15 protein-coding genes are annotated in these 17,321 nt (G+C 75.7%); 8 read left to right on the top strand and 7 right to left on the bottom strand.

From position 1 onward, the window contains the following. The first annotated feature begins 123 nt into the window (after positions 1-123). From ACFYWG_RS22985 to ACFYWG_RS22975, 3 genes are all read left to right on the top strand, one after another. Positions 124-942: a response regulator transcription factor gene (locus ACFYWG_RS22985; protein WP_389203193.1), complete on the top strand. Its 819-nt coding sequence runs from the start codon at positions 124-126 to the stop codon at positions 940-942. A gap of 205 nt (positions 943-1,147) precedes the next feature. Then, positions 1,148-4,000, top strand: coding sequence for an AAA family ATPase (locus tag ACFYWG_RS22980; RefSeq protein ID WP_383511182.1), 2,853 nt, complete (start codon positions 1,148-1,150; stop codon positions 3,998-4,000). A gap of 221 nt (positions 4,001-4,221) precedes the next feature. Continuing rightward, a complete protein-coding gene (locus tag ACFYWG_RS22975) occupies positions 4,222-5,013 on the top strand; it encodes a S1 family peptidase (protein ID WP_389203191.1) in 792 nt (263 codons plus the stop codon). 270 nt (positions 5,014-5,283) lie between these two features. Here the strand turns inward: ACFYWG_RS22975 and ACFYWG_RS22970 are convergent, their stop codons facing one another. Beyond that, positions 5,284-6,393, bottom strand: coding sequence for a winged helix DNA-binding domain-containing protein (locus ACFYWG_RS22970; RefSeq protein WP_389203189.1), 1,110 nt, complete (start codon positions 6,391-6,393; stop codon positions 5,284-5,286). 135 nt (positions 6,394-6,528) lie between these two features. On the opposite strand from ACFYWG_RS22970, the gene ACFYWG_RS22965 reads away from it, so the two are divergent. The 4 genes from ACFYWG_RS22965 (at position 6,529) to ACFYWG_RS22950 (ending at position 10,840) form a co-directional block, all read left to right on the top strand. Then, positions 6,529-7,743, top strand: a complete 1,215-nt coding sequence (locus ACFYWG_RS22965; protein WP_389203187.1) for a magnesium and cobalt transport protein CorA — start codon at positions 6,529-6,531, stop codon at positions 7,741-7,743. A gap of 175 nt (positions 7,744-7,918) precedes the next feature. Beyond that, complete coding sequence (locus tag ACFYWG_RS22960) at positions 7,919-9,013, top strand: Ku protein (protein WP_389203185.1); 1,095 nt, start codon at positions 7,919-7,921, stop codon at positions 9,011-9,013. Positions 9,014-9,071: 58 nt separating this feature from the next. Further along, the gene (locus ACFYWG_RS22955; protein WP_389203183.1) at positions 9,072-9,476 is read left to right on the top strand and encodes a hypothetical protein; all 405 of its coding nucleotides are present in this window, start codon (positions 9,072-9,074) and stop codon (positions 9,474-9,476) included. Then, positions 9,473-10,840: a hypothetical protein gene (locus tag ACFYWG_RS22950; protein ID WP_389203181.1), complete on the top strand. Its 1,368-nt coding sequence runs from the start codon at positions 9,473-9,475 to the stop codon at positions 10,838-10,840. The genes ACFYWG_RS22955 and ACFYWG_RS22950 overlap by 4 nt, the downstream gene beginning before the upstream one ends. Before the next feature lie 235 nt (positions 10,841-11,075). Here the strand turns inward: ACFYWG_RS22950 and ACFYWG_RS22945 are convergent, their stop codons facing one another. The 5 genes from ACFYWG_RS22945 to ACFYWG_RS22925 all read right to left on the bottom strand — a co-directional run bounded on the left by ACFYWG_RS22945 (position 11,076) and on the right by ACFYWG_RS22925 (position 14,746). Next, positions 11,076-11,621, bottom strand: a complete 546-nt coding sequence (locus tag ACFYWG_RS22945) for a DUF1360 domain-containing protein (RefSeq protein ID WP_376325472.1) — start codon at positions 11,619-11,621, stop codon at positions 11,076-11,078. 5 nt (positions 11,622-11,626) lie between these two features. Continuing rightward, entirely contained in the window at positions 11,627-12,577 is a 951-nt protein-coding gene (locus ACFYWG_RS22940; protein ID WP_376325470.1) for a Rieske 2Fe-2S domain-containing protein, read from the bottom strand. Positions 12,578-12,638: 61 nt separating this feature from the next. Further along, positions 12,639-13,814, bottom strand: a complete 1,176-nt coding sequence (locus tag ACFYWG_RS22935) for a zinc-dependent alcohol dehydrogenase (protein WP_389203178.1) — start codon at positions 13,812-13,814, stop codon at positions 12,639-12,641. Then, positions 13,811-14,281 carry a hypothetical protein gene (locus ACFYWG_RS22930; protein WP_383511791.1) on the bottom strand — a complete coding sequence of 157 codons (471 nt, stop codon included), beginning with the start codon at positions 14,279-14,281 and terminating at the stop codon, positions 13,811-13,813. The genes ACFYWG_RS22935 and ACFYWG_RS22930 overlap by 4 nt, the downstream gene beginning before the upstream one ends. Positions 14,282-14,287: 6 nt before the next feature. After that, entirely contained in the window at positions 14,288-14,746 is a 459-nt protein-coding gene (locus tag ACFYWG_RS22925) for a DUF4383 domain-containing protein (RefSeq protein ID WP_376325463.1), read from the bottom strand. A 133-nt stretch (positions 14,747-14,879) separates the two neighbouring features. Here ACFYWG_RS22925 and ACFYWG_RS22920 point away from each other — a divergent pair, with 133 nt between their 5' ends. Next, complete coding sequence (locus tag ACFYWG_RS22920) at positions 14,880-16,151, top strand: cytochrome P450 (RefSeq protein WP_389203175.1); 1,272 nt, start codon at positions 14,880-14,882, stop codon at positions 16,149-16,151. Between the two features lie 150 nt (positions 16,152-16,301). On the opposite strand, the gene ACFYWG_RS22915 is transcribed toward ACFYWG_RS22920, so the two are convergent. Continuing rightward, complete coding sequence (locus ACFYWG_RS22915) at positions 16,302-17,279, bottom strand: SDR family oxidoreductase (RefSeq protein WP_385417670.1); 978 nt, start codon at positions 17,277-17,279, stop codon at positions 16,302-16,304. Between the last annotated feature and the right edge of the window lie 42 nt (positions 17,280-17,321).

Here is a 17,321-nt window from a genome sequence, read left to right as displayed (position 1 = left end):
TCCTCCTCGGTGCCGGACCATTGCCGGGCGGCTGTAGGCCATCGTGTAATCCGTGATGCGGGTCTCACTACCCCCGAACGGGGGGTGGGGCCGCACGGGAGCCGGAACGAAGGGGCGGGCAGGGTGACGGCGGACGCGTCGGAGGCGGTCGAGATACGCGACGCGCTGCTGCGTCTGCGGCGCTGCACGGGCCTGCCGGTCGCTTTCGGCGGGCTGCTGGAGGCGGACTCCCGGATGCGCATCAGTGAGCTGAGCGGCACGGCGACCGACGCCCTGCGCTCTTTGGTGGTGACGTCCGGGAACGGGCTGGGCGGCAAGGCGGTGGCGCTGTCCCGGCCGTGCGTGGTCACGGACTACTCGGTCTCCCGCCGGATCAGCCACGAGTACGACGCCCCGGTGGCCGCGGAGGGCTTGCGGTCGGTGCTGGCCGTGCCGGTGGTGGTGGGGCAGCGGGTGCGCGGGGTGCTGTACGGGGCGCTGCGCACGGCGCTGCCGATGGGCGGGCGGATGCTGGACGCCTCCGTCGAGGCGGCGCGGGAGGTGGAGCGGGCGCTGGCGGTGCGCGACGAGGCCCGCTCGCTCGTCGCCGGAGTGGGGACGGGCGCGGGCCGGGAGCAGGTGCGGGAGGCGCACGCGGCCCTGCGGGCGCTGGCCCCGCGGATCGCCGACTCGCGGGTGCGGGCCGAGCTGCTGCGGGCGTGCGCGCTGCTGGCCGCCGACGCCGCCGGTCCCGGGCCCTCGGCGCGGGTGCGGCTCGCCCCGCGCGAGGTGGACGTGCTGGCGTGTGTCGCGGCGGGCGCCACCAACGCGGCCGCGGCCCGGCGTCTGGGCCTGACGCCCGAGACCGTGAAGGCGTACCTGCGGTCGGCCATGCGCAAGCTGCGGGCCCGCACCCGGGGCGAGGCCGTGGTGGCCGCGCGCCGGGCGGGATGGTTGCCGTAGGTTGGTGGTGCTCCGCCCCGGGCCCGGACCGCGCGGCCGGACGGGGGCGCTGCAGGGGAGGTGCCGGCGCCGTGTTCCGCCGCATTCGCGGGGCGGTGAATTCGCCCGCCCGCACCCGCTGTTATTTCCCTCACCACGCCGTCCCTCCGAAATTCAAAGAGCTGTTGCCTAATATTGGCCAGGACACGACACAGGGAGGGCCGCGGTGACCGCACGACGGGACTTCCAGGAGCCTTCCCGGAGCCGCCCCGACCTGGTCATCGGCCGGGAGGATCTGTTCACGTCCGCCCGTGAGCAGCTCGGCCGAGGGGGCAGTGTGCTGCTGCACGGTCCGGCCGGAATTGGAAAGTCGACCATCCTGCGGGCACTGGCCGCGGATTACGTTGGTCCGGACCGCACGGTGTTGCGCTGCTCGGCGACCGAGTCGGAATCGCATCTGCCGTTCCTGGCCCTGGCCGATCTGTTCGGTCTGGTCCTGGACGACGTCTCCGGGGCCCTGCCCGCCGCCCAGCGCACCGCCCTGGAGTCGGCGCTGACCGGCCGGGGCGAGTCCACGCTCCAGCGGGACGGGCTCGCGCTGCGCCTCGCCGTGCTGTCGGCGCTGCGGGCGCTGGCGGTCAAGGGCCCGGTGCTCGTGGTGGCCGACGACTTGCAGTGGCTGGACGCCGCCAGCGCGGAACTGCTCGGCTTCGCCGCCCGCCGCCTGGGTGACACGCCCGTGCAGATGCTGTGCGCGGTGCGCACCGAGGGCGAGGAGTACGACCGCCACCTGCGCGCCTCCCCGCCGGACACGCTCGCGGTGCGGCTGGGCCCGCTCACCCGCACCCAGGTCTCGGCGCTGCTCGACCACCGCGGCTACACCCCGCTGTCGCGCTCGACGATCCGGGACATCCACCGCACCAGCGGCGGCAACCCCCTGTTCGCGCTGGAGCTGGGCCGGGCCCTGGCCGAGAGCGCGGCCCGGCCGCGGCCGGGCGAGCCGCTGCCGGTGCCGACCTCGCTGCGGGCCCTGGTGCTGAGCCGGCTGGAGATGCTGTCGGACGAGGCGCGCCGGACCCTGCTGGTGGCCAGTGCCGGTGCCCGTCCCACGCTGGCGCTGCTGCACGCGGCCGGCCGGGAGCACGCCGAGGCGGAGACGGCCCAGGCGGCGGCCCTGGGTCTGCTGGCCACGGACTCCGAGGCACCGGCGCTGCGGTTCGCGCACCCGCTGATCTCGGCCGCGCTGTACGCGGAGGCGCCGGCGCAGGAGCGGCGGGCGGTGCACGCGGCGCTGTCCACGGCCGCCTCCGATCCGATCGAGCGGGCCCGGCACCTGGCGCTGGCGACCACCGGCACCGACCCCGAGGTCGCGGCCCGGCTCGCCGAGGCCGCCACCCTGGCCCGGGACCGGGGGGCGCCGTCCGTGGCGGCCTCGCTGGGGCTGCTCGCGGCCCGGCACACCCCCGCGGACAGCGCGCCGGGGCCGGACGAGCGGCGGCTGCTGGCCGCCGAGGACGCGATCACCGCGGGCGAGGCGGATCTCGCCCGGGACATCGCCCGGGACGTGCTGACGCGCGCCACCGTGCCCGCGGAGCGGGTCCGGGCCTGGATGGTCGTCATCGAGGCGGCCGGGCAGGCCCTGGGGGAGGTCGACGCCGTCTTCCCGCAGGTCCTGGCCGACGCGGGCGACGACCCGGGCCTGCTGGCGCTGGTCCACTACCAGCTGGCCTGGCGCGGCCTGGTCGTGGAGGGCGACTTCGCCGAGGCCCGGCAGGAGGCCGCGCACGCGGCGGAGCTGGCGGCCCGCGGCGGGGACCGGCGCACCGAGCTGATGGCGTTGTCCTTCCAGGCGTCCACCGAGACCCTGATGGGCCACCCCGACGCCCCGGCGACGGTGAAGCGGGCGCTGAAGGAGCCGCAGGACCCGTACGTGGCGTGCCATCACAACGGCGCCGGCTCGGCCCGGTTCCGCTGGCTGATCATGAGCGACCAGCTGCCGGAGGCGCGGGCCACCATCACGGCGCTGCTGCGCGAGGTGCGCCGGCGCGGCATGGTCGAGAGCGAGGTGCACTTCCTGCGCTTCCTCGCCGACACCGAGCTGCGCTCCGGGCACTGCGGCCGGGCCCTGGACCTGGCGCGTGAGAGCCTGCGCCTGGCCCGGGACTCCGGGATCGGCGAGGGCGCCTCGGCGATGCTCGCCTCGCTCGCGGAGGCCTCCGCCGGGGACGTCGACCGGGCGCTGGCCCTCGCCCGCGAGGCGGCCGACCACGCGGAGGTCGACGGCGACCAGATGTACCTGTCGCGGGCTCTCGCGGCGCTGGGCTACGCCCAGCTGGTGGCCGGGGACCCGGCGGCGGCGGTGCGTTCGCTGCGCCGGGTGCGCGAGCTGGAGCAGGGTCTCGGCATCAACGACCCCGGGCGCGGCCGCTGGCACGGCGACCTGGCCGAGGCGCTGGTGCGCATCGGCGAACCGGGCGAGGCCCAGGACGTCATCGACACCACCCGGGTGCACGCGATGCGGCTGGGCCGGCAGAGCGTGCTGGCCGTGCTCGACCGGGCCGAGGCGCTGGTGCGGGCCGCGCGGGGCGACCACGAGGGGGCGCTGGTACGGCTGACGTCCGTGCAGGACCGGCTGGGCCGGCTCGGGTACGGCCTGGAGGAGGCCCGGGCCGCTTTCGCGCTGGCCCGGCTGCGCGACCGGACGGCCGCCTCGCGCGGTGCGTCGTCCGCCGCCCAGGCTCCGGCGCCCTACGACGAGGCCGCGCGGCTGTTCCGGCGCTGCCGGGCACTGCCCTGGCTGCGGCAGGTCGACGCGGCCGCCACGGCCGGTCCCGCCGCGCCGGTGGCTCCGGCCGCCGCGGCGCCGCCGGCCGCGCTCGACGCGCTGGAGGGGCTCGCGTCGATGGAGCGCCAGGTGGCGTCGCTGGTGATGGAGGGGGCGACCAACCGGGAGATCGCGGCGCGGCTGTTCATCAGCGTCAAGACGGTCGAGGCGACGCTCACCCGCGTCTACCGCAAGCTGGGCATCCGCTCCCGGGTGGACATCGTCCGGCTGGCCGCGGGCCGCCGCACCCCCTGAACCGGTCCCCGGACGCGTGCCCCGACCTGGGTTTGCGCGGCCGGACCGAGGGTTAACCCTGCCCCAACTCCCTTAGGGGCTTCCCTCATTGGGGGGACCGCCGGGCCGGCCCTAGCGTGGGGGCGTGCCGCTCGCCGGGCACACGGAGATCCGACCGACGACGTGAGGGTCACCGTGCACCACCCGCGCGACCCCCCACCGGCAACTCCCCGAGGAGACCCATGTTCGGGCTCACCGCCGCCAGAAAGGCCGCCGCCGTCGTCGCGGCGACCGCCGCCGCCGCCGCGACCGCGCTGCTCGCCGCCCCCACGGCCGCCGCCGCGCACCAGCCGATCGTCGGCGGCACCACGACCACCACCTCCGCCTACCCGTTCGTCATGCAGATCACGGACGCCTCGCAGAACCAGTTCTGCGGCGGCACGCTGGTCTCGCCGACGAAGGTGGTCACCGCCGCGCACTGCATGGTCGGCGAGACCACCGGCAGCGTGCGCGTCGTCGGCGGCCGCACCTACCTCGGCGGCACCAACGGCACGGTGGCCAGGGTCAGCAGGATCTGGATCCACCCGAGCTACACCGACGCCACCAAGGGCGACGACGTGGCCGTGCTGACGCTGTCGACGGCGATGCCGTACGCCACGGCCACGTACGTCTCCTCCTCCCAGACCTCGGTGTACGCGGCCGGCACCACCGCCCGCATCCTGGGCTGGGGCACCACCTCCGCCGGCGGCAGCTCCTCCGACCAGCTGCGCACCGCAACCGTCCCGACCGTGTCCGACTCCGGTTGCGCGAGCTCCTACGGTTCCGACTTCGTGCGCAGCGACATGGTCTGCGCCGGCAGGGCGGCCGGCGGCGTGGACACCTGCCAGGGCGACAGCGGCGGTCCCCTGCTCATCGGGGGCGTCCTGGCGGGCATCACCTCCTGGGGCGAGGGCTGCGCCCAGGCCGGCCACCCGGGTGTCTACACCCGGCTGACCACCTTCTCCAGCCTCGTCACCGCGCAGGTCACCTCGTGACCTGACCCGACTCCCTGAGCAACCCTCAGGTGCGATACCAGGGGGGGGGGGGGGGGGGGGGGGGGGGGCGGCCCCCCCCCCCCCCCCCCCCCCCCCCCCCCCCCCGCGCCCCCCCCCCGCCCCCCCCCCCCCCCCCCCCCCCCCCCCCCCGCGGGGGGGGCGGGGGGGGGGGGGGGGCCCCCCCCCCCCCCCCCCCCCCCCCCCCCCCCCCCCTCTCCATGCCCGCGCGAAGACGACGGCCGGCCGCGCGGGCCCGCGGCGCCGCCCGGCTCACGTCCGTACGGCGCCGAAGCGGATGTCGTACGAGGTCCCCGGGTGCAGGGTCCGCAGCATCCGCTCCCCCTCGGCGACGACCTCGTCGCGCGCGGCGCGGGTGAGCCGGCCGAACGGCTCGATCACCAGGGCGTCCTCGTCCAGTCGCCACAGCCCGGCGAGGAAGCCGTCCACGAGCAGGGTGCGGTGGGCGAGGTTGCCCTGCCAGGCGCGGCCCCGGTGCGCGGGCGGGACGACCCGCGTACGGTCGGCGTGCGAGAGCAGCAGGTTGTCGAACTCGGGCAGGAAGCGCGGCGGGGCCGGGGTGTCCGGATCGGGACGCGGGGCGTCGGGGAGGTCGAACAGCTCGGTGCCGCTGTCGTCCCGGAAGGTGACGAGCCCGGGGCGCAGCCGCTCGAACGCCTCGCGCAGCCGGGTCAGCCCGGCCCAGGTCTGCATGTCCTTCACGGAGGCCGGGCCGAAGGCGGCGAGGTAGCGCAGGACGACCTCGTCCGGCGCGGGGGCCGGTCCGGCGGCGCGGCCGAGCCAGTGCTCGGCGGTGGTCAGGCGGACCTGGCCGCTGCGTTCCCACAGCCCGCGCGGGGTCACCTGCACCAGCGGGAGCCGGCACCGGGCAGCGACGGCCAGGGCCTGGGGGTCGGCGTCGGGCCACTGCTGCCGCAGGGACTCGCGCAGTTGGGCCATGGTACGGGGTTCGGCCTCGACGAGGTCGCGGGCCAGGGCGGTGAGCCGGTCCAGGTCGACACCGGTGAGTCCCTTGCGGAAGGTGACCAGTTCGCGGTCGCGGGCGGGCTGCACCAGCGGGCGCAGCAGGAGGCAGTCGTCCGCGGTGTGGGTGTGGAGGGTGGAGCGCAGGGTGACGATCCGGACGGCCGCGCGGTCGGCCATGAGCCGGGACAGCTCCTCGGGGGCGAAGCCGTCCAGGCGGGCGGCGAGCGCGTAGTAGGGCGGTCTGACGTTCTGCGCCTGGAGGCCGACCAGGTGCTCGACGGCGTCGGCGGCGGACATCCGCGCGGGGCGCAGCAGGAGCTGGCGGTCGAGCGTGGCCCGGTTGAGGGCGCGCGTGCCGAGGACGGGTGCCGTGCTGCTCCGCTTGGTGTGCGTCATGGGGGCACGGTAGCGAGAGTCGCGGACAGCTTCTGTCCGCGACGGCGCGGAGGCCGGCGGCGGGTGCGGCCCGTATTCTGCTCGTGTCCCGCCCCGCGCCCCCGCGTACGCACGCTCGACCGAGAGGCAGCCGCGATGCCCGAGCCACGCGCCGGCTCCGCCGGGAACGACCGGCCGGCCGGGTCGGAGCGGCCCGCCGGGTCCGAGCGGGCCGGCGGGTCCGCCCGGCCGGGGGGTCGCGGCGGGCGCAGGTCCGTGTGGCGTCGCGCCCTGCCGCCGGCGCAGCCGCCCGCGGGCGGCCCGGCGCCGGCGCAGCGGCCGGCCGAGCCGGCCGGCGTGGTCGAGGCGGCCCTGTACCGCGACGGCGTCCGCGTCTCCTCCCCCGCCGGCCTGGCCGAGACCTTCCGCGCGCTGCGCGAGCTGCCGGCCGGCATGGCGTGGATCGGCCTGGCCCGGCCCACGGACGGCGAACTGCACTCGCTGGCCGCCGAGTTCGACCTGCATCCGCTCGCCGTCGAGGACGCGATCAAGGCCCATCAGCGGCCGAAGCTGGAACGCTACGGCGAGACGCTGTTCGTGGTGCTGCGGGCCGCGCGCTACCTGGACGCCCCGGAGGAGGTCGACTTCGGCGAACTGCACGTGTTCGTCGGCCCGGACTTCGTGATCACGGTCCGGCACGGCGCGGCACCGGACCTGTCGGCCGTGCGCCGCCGCATGGAGGCGACGCCCGAACTGCTGCGGCTGGGGCCCGAGGCGGTGCTGTACGCCATCCTCGACGCGGTCGTCGACGGCTACGCGCCGGTGGTCGCGGGCGTGCAGAACGACATCGACGAGATCGAGACCGAGGTGTTCCGGGGCGACCCGGAGGTGTCCCGGCGCATCTACGAACTCTCCCGGGAGATGGTCGAGTTCCAGCGCGCCACCCGCCCGCTGGGCGGGATGCTGCGCGCGCTGACGGCGGGCTTCGCCAAGTACGGGACCGACGAGGAGCTGCAGCGCTACCTGCGGGACGTGGCGGACCACGTCACGCACATCAGCGAGCGCGTCGACACCTTCCGCCAAGCCCTCACCGAGATCCTCACGGTGAACGCCACCCTCGTCACGCAGCAGCAGAACACCGAGATGCGGGCGCTGGCGGAGGCCGGCTTCGAGCAGAACGAGGAGATCAAGAAGATCTCGTCGTGGGCGGCGATCCTGTTCGCGCCGACGCTGGTCGGCACGGTCTACGGCATGAACTTCGCCCACATGCCGGAGCTGGGCTGGAGCTTCGGGTACCCCTTCGCGATCGCCGCGATGGGCGTGGTCTGCGTCGGCCTGTACGTGGTCTTCAAGCGCCGGGACTGGCTCTGAGGGACGGGCTCCGGGAGTCCGGCTCCGGTGGACGGGCTCTGAGGGACGGGCTCCGAGGACGCCGTTCGGGTGCCCCGCCGCACCGCCCGGCGGGCGGACCGCCCCGCGCGGTGCGAGCGTTGAGGGGCACCCCGGCGGACGGGCACGCCGGGCACGGACGGGACGGAGCGCGGCCATGGCTCGGGCGATCTGGACAGGCGTCATCACCTTCGGCCTGGTCACGGTGCCGGTCGGGCTGTTCACGGCGACCGAGGACCACACCGTCCACTTCCACCAGCTCCAGCGCGGCACCGGCGACCGCGTCCGCAACCGGCGGGTCAACGAGCGCACCGGCGAGGAGGTCTCCCCGGCCGACATCGTCAAGGGCTACGAGGTGGGCGAGGGCGAGTACGTGATCGTCGAACCGGACGAGCTGGAGGAGATCGCGCCGGGCCGGTCCAAGACCATCGAGATCTCCGACTTCGTCGATCTGGACCGCATCGAGCCGGTGTACTTCGCCCGCACCTACTACGTCGCCCCGCGCGGCGAGGAGTACCTCAAGGTCTACGAGCTGCTGCGGGCGGCCCTGGAGCGGACCGGCAAGGCGGGCGTGGCCACGTTCGTGATGCGGAACAAGCAGTACCTGACGGCGTTGCGGGCCGAGGACCGGCTCCTGGTGCTGCAGACGCTGCACTGGGCCGACGAGGTCCGCGACCCGGGCAGGGAACTGCCCGAACTGCCCTCCCGCCGGGCCGGGAGCGGCAAGGAGCTGGACATGGCGCTGCGGCTGGTGGACGCGCTGAGCGGTCCGTGGGAGCCGCGGCGCTACCGCGACACGTACCAGGAGAAGGTCCGCGCACTGGTGCAGGCCAAGGCCGAGGGCCGGGAGGTCGCCGTGGCCGAGGGCCCGCCCGAGGCCACCGGTGTCGTCGACCTGATGGCGGTGCTGGAGAGCAGCCTCGCCCGGGCCGGGGCGTCCGGGTCCGGCCGGTCGGGGTCGCGGCAGGACTCCGGGCGGGGCGCCTCCGCGCGGTCGGGGTCCCGGCGCTCCGGATCCGCCGGGAAGGATTCCGGCCGGGCCGGGTCCCGGGCGTCGCGGCCGGAGCGGGCACGGCCGCCGAAGGACCGCGAGCGGGGTGCGAGCCGCAGCGAGCTGCGGCAGCTCAGCAAGGCCGAGCTGTACGAGCGGGCCGGCGAGCAGGGCGTCGTGGGCCGGTCGAGGATGACCCGGGACCAGCTGGTCGACGCCCTGGCCCGGCCGGGCCGCCGCACCGCCGGGAGCGCCGCCTGAGTCCGGGGTAGCGACGGGCGGCTCGGGTACCCGGGCGATCCCGGTGGAGGGAGGCCCCATGGGTACAGGTCCGCTGCCCGTGCCGACGGCGACGATCGCCGCCGCGCACGGCGCTTTCAACCTCGTGGGCGGCCTGTGGCCGCTGGTGCACCGGCGCAGCTTCGAGTGGGTCTTCGGGCCGAAGACGGACGAGTGGCTGCAGATGACCACGGGCGGGCTGCTCGCGGGCACCGGCCTCGCCCAGCTGGCCGCCGCCGCAGACCCCATGGGCCCGAAACACGCCCGGCGCGTCGGCCTCGTCACCGCGGTCACCCTGCTGGCCGTCGATCTGGTGTACGTCCCCAAGAGGCGGCTGCGGCCGACGTACCTCCTGGACGCGGCGATGGAGGCGGCCTGGATCGCCGCCTGGCTGCGCGGCACCCCCGCGACCCGAGGCGCCAAGCCCAGGAGGCACGGACGATGAACGCACGGCTGCCCTTCACCCCGCCCGGCCGCCGGCTCGACGGCCGTGAACTCCAGAAGCTCGCCGCGACCGTCGCGGAGGCGGAGGAGGTGTGGACGGACCTGCTGGACCACCCCACCGGCGACCGCGGCTACGCGGAGATCTTCCTCGACGAGCACGTGGGCGTGTGGGTCCTGGAGTGGACGGACGACGAGCACGACACCGGCTACCACGACCACGACCGCTCGGCGGGGGCCGTGCACGTGGCGCGCGGCGCGATCCGGCACGAGCATCTGCGACTCGGGCAGAGGCCGGTCGGCGGCCGGGTGCCGGCCGGTGAGGGTTTCTGCTTCGACGAGACCTTCATCCACCGCATGCGCCGCGAGCCGGAGGCCGGCCCCACCGTCACCATCCACGCCTACTCGCCGCCGCTGGAGCGGACCGGTCAGTACGGGCAGCTGGAGGACGGGCTGCTGCACCGCGTGCCCACCGGCTCGGAGGAGCACCTGTCCCCCAAGGGCCGCCAGGGCACCCCCAGCACGGTCGTCCGAGGCGCGGTCGGCACGGACGTGCGCGAGACCGGGGAAGTGCGGGGCGTGAGCGTGCGCGACAGGTTCACGGGACCGGTCCGCTCGGCCGCGAGTCCGCGGGCCTCCGCCTCCCGGCCGGCCACCGCGTCCCGGCCGGTCGCCCTGGTCGAGGCCGGGTTCCGTGCGCTGGCCCGGCTGCGCCGGGCTCCGGCCCTGCATCCCCAGGGGCTGACCTGCACGGGCGAGCTGGAGGTGCTGGACGACGGTGGCGGGCCGTGGGGCGTGCCGTGGCTGGACACGCCCCGGCCGCTGGCGGCCACGGTCCGCCTGTCGCGCGCGGCCGGCCTGCCCCGGCGACTGCCGGACGGGCTGGGCCTCGCCGTCCGGGTGCCGGACGCCGACGGCCCGGACGGCACCCTCGACCTGTTGATGACCAGCAGCGGTCGCGGGCGGGCCGGGCGGCATCTGCCGCTGCCGCGCGCCGACGCGCTGCGGGGCCCGTACTCCAGCCTGCTGCCGTACCGGGTGGCCGGCCGGTCGTGCCTCCTGGCCGCCTTCCCCCGCCGGACCCGGCAGGCGCCGGTGCCGGGCGACCCGGAGGAGATGGCCGCCGCGCTGGCCGCCGGGCCGCTGGTCTACGACCTGTGCGCGGAGAGGGGCGACCGCACCTGGCGGCGGTTCGCGGTGCTCACGGTGCGGGACGTGCTGCCCGTGGACCGGGAGGACACCCTCGACTTCGACCCGTACGGGCACAGCGCGCGGGCGTTCGCCCCGGGCCCGGCCCTGGCCGCCATCCGCCGTGCCGCCTACCGCGGCTCCCGCGTGGGGCGGGGCACCCGCCGCGAGATCCCCTGACCGCACGGCGGCCCGGCCGCGCGTACGCCCGTCGTGCGCACGGCGGCCGACAGGCACGACCGTCCGCCCGCCCGGCCGCGGGACGCCGGCGTGTGGGCGGGCGGCCTTCGACGAGGCTGTGGCCGACCGAGCGGCCGGACCGGTGGCGTCCGTGAGCGGCCCGGGGGCCGCACCCCGCCGGCCGACGGCGTCGTCGGTCGGCGGGGTGCGGCCCCCGGCCCAGGCGCGGTGTCGTTCAGTCCCCGGTCGTCTTCCCGACCAGCGCGCCGTACGCCAGCTGCAGCGTGTCGGCTCCGGCCAGCGCCGTCAGCGTGCCCATGGCCGTGCGGGTCGCACGGGGCCAGAGCAGCTGGCCGGCCGTGAGGGCCGAGGCGACCCAGACGCTCATGCAGAACGGGCAGGTCGCCAGCTCGCCGACCGTGTGCCGGCCGTCGGGCTGCGCCTCCTCCTCCAGCTCGGCAGGGCCCTGCGGGCCGACGTACCGGGTGAAGGGGGCCCGCAGGGGGCTGGTGACCGAGGCCTTGCTGAGCAGTCGGCTGAGCCGGAAGGTCGCCACCGCGGTCAGGGCGACGTCCCACGGCTCGGGGCGCGCCGGTACGGGACGGCCGCGCAGCCGTACCGCGGTGGCCCAGGCCGCGGTGAACACGGCGAACCCCGTCATGGCGGCGGTGTACCCGCCCAGCGGCCGGTCCTGGTCGCCGGAGTAGCCCTGTCCGGTGCGGCGGAGCAGTCCGCGCAGCTTCTGTGCCGGGCGGCTCTCCGCCACGGACGTCACGTTCATGATCATTACCTGTTCGAGCTGCGCTTTCCTGGTCCGATGAGGGCACGGTTCGGGGCGGTGTGCCGGCCGCCGTTCTGGTGGCGCAGGCGCACCTCGACCCGGTTGTCGGTGATCCGGGTCTCGAAGGAGGGCTGCGGGGCGGTGGCGGGGCCGCGCACGTTCCAGCCGTCGGAGAGGCGGAAGACGCTGCCGTGCCAGGGGCAGCGCACACAGCCGTCGGCGACGGTGCCCTCGGCGAGGGGTCCGGCCAGGTGGCTGCACCGCTCGGCCAGGGCGTGGATCTGCCCGCCGGTCTCGCGCACGACCAGCACCGGCACGTCGTCCACCGTGCGCCGCACCGGCTCGCCGGCCGGGAACTCGTCGACGGTGCCGACCGCGTGCCAGCCCTCGGAGATCACGTGCGGGACCTCCTCGGCGTGGTTGGCGCCGGAGGCCTGCCGGTAGGCCATGTGGCCGCCCAGCATGCCGCCGAGCCCGACCGCCGTCAGCCCGAGGAAGCCGTAGGCCCGGCCCGCCGTCTCCCGGCCCTTGGCGCGGCAGGCGAGCGAGGTCGCGTACAGCCCGACGGCCGCGATGTTGGACACGGCGTGCACCAGGCCGACGCGCTGCTGCTGGCGGTGCAGCTCCGCCCAGTCGACCCAGCCGGCCAGGGCCGCCGGGGCCGCGGCCCCGAGCCCGACGCCGATCAGCAGCCGCGCCTCGCGGGAGCGGCCCGGGCGCAGGTCCAGGACCGCCGCCGACAGCCAGCTCCCGATCGGCACCTGCACCATCAGCGGGTGCACGGGATGCCCCATCCACCGGCCGTGCAGCAGGTCCCGGCCGCGTCCCAGCGGTAGGGCACGCACGCCCTTGCGGAGCGTCTCGATCACCGCGTCGGCGCCGGACTCGCGTTCCAGGCGGTCCAGCAGCCACAGCATCCGGTTCTGCCGCAGCAGGCGGCGTCGCATGGTGGTCATGCCCGGCCGGGTCCCCACCGGCCGGGACGGCAAACGGGAGCGGCGACGGCGGCGTCCCACGTCAGCCGCCCGGCCGGATGACGGCGCGGACGCAGCCGTCGTCCTTGTCCTTGAACATCTCGTACGCCCGGGGCGCCTCGTCCAGGGAGACCGTGTGGGTCGCCAGGTGGGCGGTGCTCAGCTCACCGGCCGCCAGCCGGTCCAGCAGCATCGGGATGTAGCGCTGGCCGTGCTGCTGGGCGCCCCGGATCGTCAGGCCCTTGTTGATCACCGCGCCGAGGGGGAACTTGTCGACGGCGCCGGCGAAGACGCCGAGCACGAAGACGGTGCCGCCCTTGCGGCAGGCGTGGACGGCCTGGCGCACGGCGGTGGGGCGGTCGGTCTGCAGCCGCAGTTGCTGCTTGACCTGGTCGTACAGGTGTGCGGGGCCGTCGCTGTGGGCCTCCATGCCGACCGCCTCGATGCACACGTCGGGTCCGCGGCCGCCGGTGCGTTCGCGCAGTTCCGCGCCGATGTCGGTGGCGGTGTAGTCGATGACCTCGCTGCCGATGTGGCGTTCGGTCATCTCCAGGCGTTCGGGGATGCGGTCGATCGAGATGACCCGTTCCGCGCCCAGCAGGATCGCCGCGCGGGCCGCCATCTGGCCGACCGCACCGCAGCCCCACACCGCGACGACGTCACCGGGCTTGACGCCGCCGAGGTCGGCGCCCATCCAGCCCGTCGGCACCGAGTCCGACACGAACAGGGCGCTGGCGTCGTCGATGCCCTCCGGGACGGAGAAGGCGCCGTGGTCGGCGAACGGCACCCGGACGTACTCGGCGTGGCTGCCGCGCAGCCCGCCCATGGCGTGCGAGTAGCCGAAGATGCCACCGGTGTCGGCCCCGAACAGGGCTTGTCCGATGCCGGGGTTGGTGTTGGTGTTGTCGCACAGGGACCACAGGTCGTGGGTGCAGTACCAGCAGCGGCCGCACCCGACGAAGGAGCAGACCACCACCCGGTCGCCCACCTTGTGCCTGCGTACGGCGGCGCCGACCTCGACGACCTCGCCGATGAACTCGTGGCCGATGACGTCACCGGCTCGCATGAAGGGGACGTAGCCGCCGATGAGGTGCAGGTCGGAGCCGCACGTGGTGCCCGCGAGGAGCTTGACGATCACGTCGTGGTCGTTGCGCAGGGCGGGATCCGGCACCTGCTCGACGGAGAGCTTGTTGACGCCTTCCCAGCACAGGGCCTTCACAGCACTCCCTCCCCGCCGGCGCGGCGGCCGAGCAGCCCGACGAGCTTGCCGCCGGGGGTGTCGTGGGTGGTCGGGGGCGAGTCGGGTTCCATCACCTCACCCACCTCCAGCAGTGACTTGGCGTCGCGCAGGGCGCGGCGCAGGTCCTGGTTCGGGTCCTGGCCGGCGAGCCGGGCGGGCACCGAGTGCGCGGCCTGCGGCGGCGGGTCCTTCAGACGGGCCGCGAGTTCCGTGCCCCGGTCGCCGGGGGCGGGGGTGATGCGGACCTCGATGCGGTCGCCGTAGTCGCGCAGGGGTGCGGGCAGCTTCTCGGGCTGCAGCTCCGTGGGGTCGACGTAGACCGTGACGGTCAGCCAGCGTTCCCCGGCGGAGGGGTCGGAGGGTCCGGCGGTCGCGCGCTGCCAGGCGATGACGGCCCCGGCGGTCAGTCCCGCGGCGGCTGTCAGCAGTGCCTTGCCTTTCGCCATCGTGGATCACACCCTCCGGGTGCCGGTGGCCCGGCCGCGGGTGAGCAGGGCCCCCAGGGCGATCATGCCGATGCCGAGGAAGAAGTGCAGCCAGTCGTCGGCGGTGTTCAGCGGGACGAAGTTGGCGGCGCTGTCGTGGCCGATGATCAGGCCGTACAGCCACAGCACGAGGTAGACGGCGCCGCCGGCCAGCAGGTAGGTGCGGGCGGCCGAGGCGGTGCGGGACATGGCCAGGCCGGCCACGCCGAACGCGAGGTGGACCAGGTTGTGCAGGACGGAGATCTGGAAGATGCCGAGCAGTTCGGCACCGGAGTCGTGCGAGGCGAACTCCATCGAGTCGTAGCCGGTGGTGATGCCCGGTATGAAGCCCAGGATGCCGACGAGCAGGAACACTGCTCCGACCAGCAGTGCAGCCGTCTGGACGGGGGTGCGGGCACCGGTCGTCGGCTGCGTGCGTGCGCTCATGGCGGTGGCCTTCCGGCGAGAGGGGCGCGTCACGTCGAGCGCCCGGTCCGCCGCGAGTACCCCCGTCACGCGGCGCAACCGTCCCGTTTCGCGGCCGCGTTTCCGGGGGCGGCCGGCGGGCACTCGCCGCGCCATGGATCGCCGTAGCCGCCCACCGCTCGCCGACAGTTCGCTCGCCCTGCTGGCCAAGGGGTACACCTGGCTGCCCGACCGCAGGCGCCGCACCGGCGCCCCGCTGGTGCGCACCCGTCTGATGGGGCAGCACGCCGTGGCCCTGCACGGACCGCAGGCGGTGCGCTTCTTCTACGACGAACGGCACGTGGAGCGCGGATCGGCGCTGCCGGGCCCGGTGCTGAGCACGCTGTTCGGGCACGGGGCCGTGCACACGCTGGACGGCCCGCGGCACCGCGGCCGCAAGGCGATGTTCCTGTCGCTGCTCACCGGGCCGCAGGCGGTCGCCGGGGTCGTGGACGCCGTCACCGCGGACTGGGAGGAGACGGTGCGCTCCTGGCCGGGCCGCCGGATCGTGCTGTTCGACGAGGCGAGCCGCGTGCTCACCCGGGGTGTGTGCCGCTGGGCCGGGATCCCGCTCGACGACGGTGACGCGATGGCCGCCGACCTGGTGTCCCTGGTCGACGGTTTCGCCACGGCGGGCCCGCGCCACTGGCGTGCCCGCCGGGCCCGCGCCCGCCTGGAGGACCGGCTCGGCGCTCTGGTGGAGGACGTGCGCTCCGGTGCGGCGGCCGCCGCGGAGGGCTCGGTGCTCGACGTGGTGTCCCGCCACCGGGACACCGACGGGCAGCTCCTCGACCCGCGCACCGCCGCGGTCGAACTGCTCAACGTCGCCCGCCCCACCGTCGCGGTCTGCTGGTTCGTCGCCTACGCCGGTCACGCGCTGCGCCGCCCGGACGTCCGCGAGGAACTGCGCGGCGGCGACCCGGCTAAGGCCGTGGCCTTCGCCCACGAGCTGCGGCGCTTCTACCCCTTCGCGCCGTTCGTCGGCGGCCGGGCCGTCACCGACCTGGACTGGCACGGCGAGCCGATCCCGCGGGGCACGATGGTCCTGCTCGACCTGTACGGGCAGAACCACGACCCCGAAGTCTGGGACGAGCCCTACGCGTTCGCGCCGCGGCGGTTCCTCGGGCACCCGCCCGCCCGGGACGAACTGATCCCCCAGGGCGGCGGCGACCCGGCCACCGGCCACCGCTGCCCCGGCGAGGACATCACGATCGCCCTGCTGGCGGCTCTCGCGCCGCGCCTGGCCCGGCTGGAGTACGAGGTCCCGGAGCAGGACCTGAGGATCCCGCTGAACCGTCTGCCGGCCCGGATCCGCAGCGGCTTCGTCATCGAGTCCGTGCGGGTCCCGGTGCCCGCCGCGCAGGTGGTGCCCCTGCCCACGGCCTGAGCGAGCGGCGAGGCCCGCCCCCACCCGGGGCGGGCCTCGCCGCTCACTGCCGGCCCGAGCCGTTGCTGCCGGCTCCTGCCGTCAGGTGCGCGACAAGGCAGCCCTCAGGCGCGGGACAACCCGGTCGTCAGGCGCGGGACAGCCCGGTCGTCAGGCGCGGGACAACCGCCGTCCGGCCGTCAGCACCGCCCCCGTCAGCGCGGCCGCCACGGCCACCCGGCGCAGCGCCGTGCGGCTCCGGCCGCCCCAGCCGCCGTGCACCGCTCCCTCCCCGGGAGCCGGGACGTGCAGGGCGCCGTGGCCGGCGGGGGCCTCCTGGTCGTGGTCGAGGTGCCCCTTGTCGGTCTGCCGGGCCATCGCCCGCTCGGCGAGCGCGGGGGTCATCCGGGACTGGCGGACCAGGGCGCGGCCCGCGGGCCCGACCGCGACCTCGCGGCGCGGGTGGCGCACCAGGGCGACGACCTCGCGGGCGACCCGCTCGGGACTGTAGACGGGCGGCATGGCCACCACCTTGCGCCCGGTGTAGTTGGCCGCCTGCTGGAAGTGCGGGGTGTCGATGGTCGCGGGCAGCACCGTGCACACGTCGATCCCCTTGACCCCTTCCAGCCGCAGCTGCTGGCGCAGACTCGCGCCGAGGGCCCGTACGGCGTGCTTGGACATGCCGTAGGGGTGGCTGTACGGCTGGGCGACGACCCCGACGACGGACGAGATGTTGATCAGCGTGCCGCTGCCCTGCTCCCGCATCACCGGCAGGGCCGCCCGGGCGCCGTGGACGTAGCCCATGACGTTGACGTCCAGGACCCGGCGGAAGTCCTCCAGCGGCACGTCCTCGAACCGGCCGAAGGCGTTGACGGCGGCGTTGTTGACCCAGACGTCGATCCGGCCGAACTCCTCGACCGCGCGCCGCGCCACCTCCTCGACGGCCTTCGGGTCGGTCGTGTCGGTCGGCACGACGAGGGTCCTGGCCCCCTTGTGCTTCTCGCACTCCCGGGCCGCGGCCCGCAGTGCCTCCTCGCGCCGGGCGGCCAGCACCACGGCGCAGCCCTTGCGGGCGAAAGCCTCGGCCGTGGCCCGTCCGATCCCGCTCGACGCCCCGGTCACCACCACCACGTGGTCGCGCAGTCGCATCCCGTACCCTCCTCACATCCGGCCGGGGCGGCGTTTCCTGCC

The organism is Streptomyces sp. NPDC003456, from assembly GCF_042878735.1.
In the GTDB taxonomy this organism is placed as follows: domain Bacteria; phylum Actinomycetota; class Actinomycetes; order Streptomycetales; family Streptomycetaceae; genus Streptomyces.
This window is presented reverse-complemented; position numbering and strand designations above follow the sequence as displayed.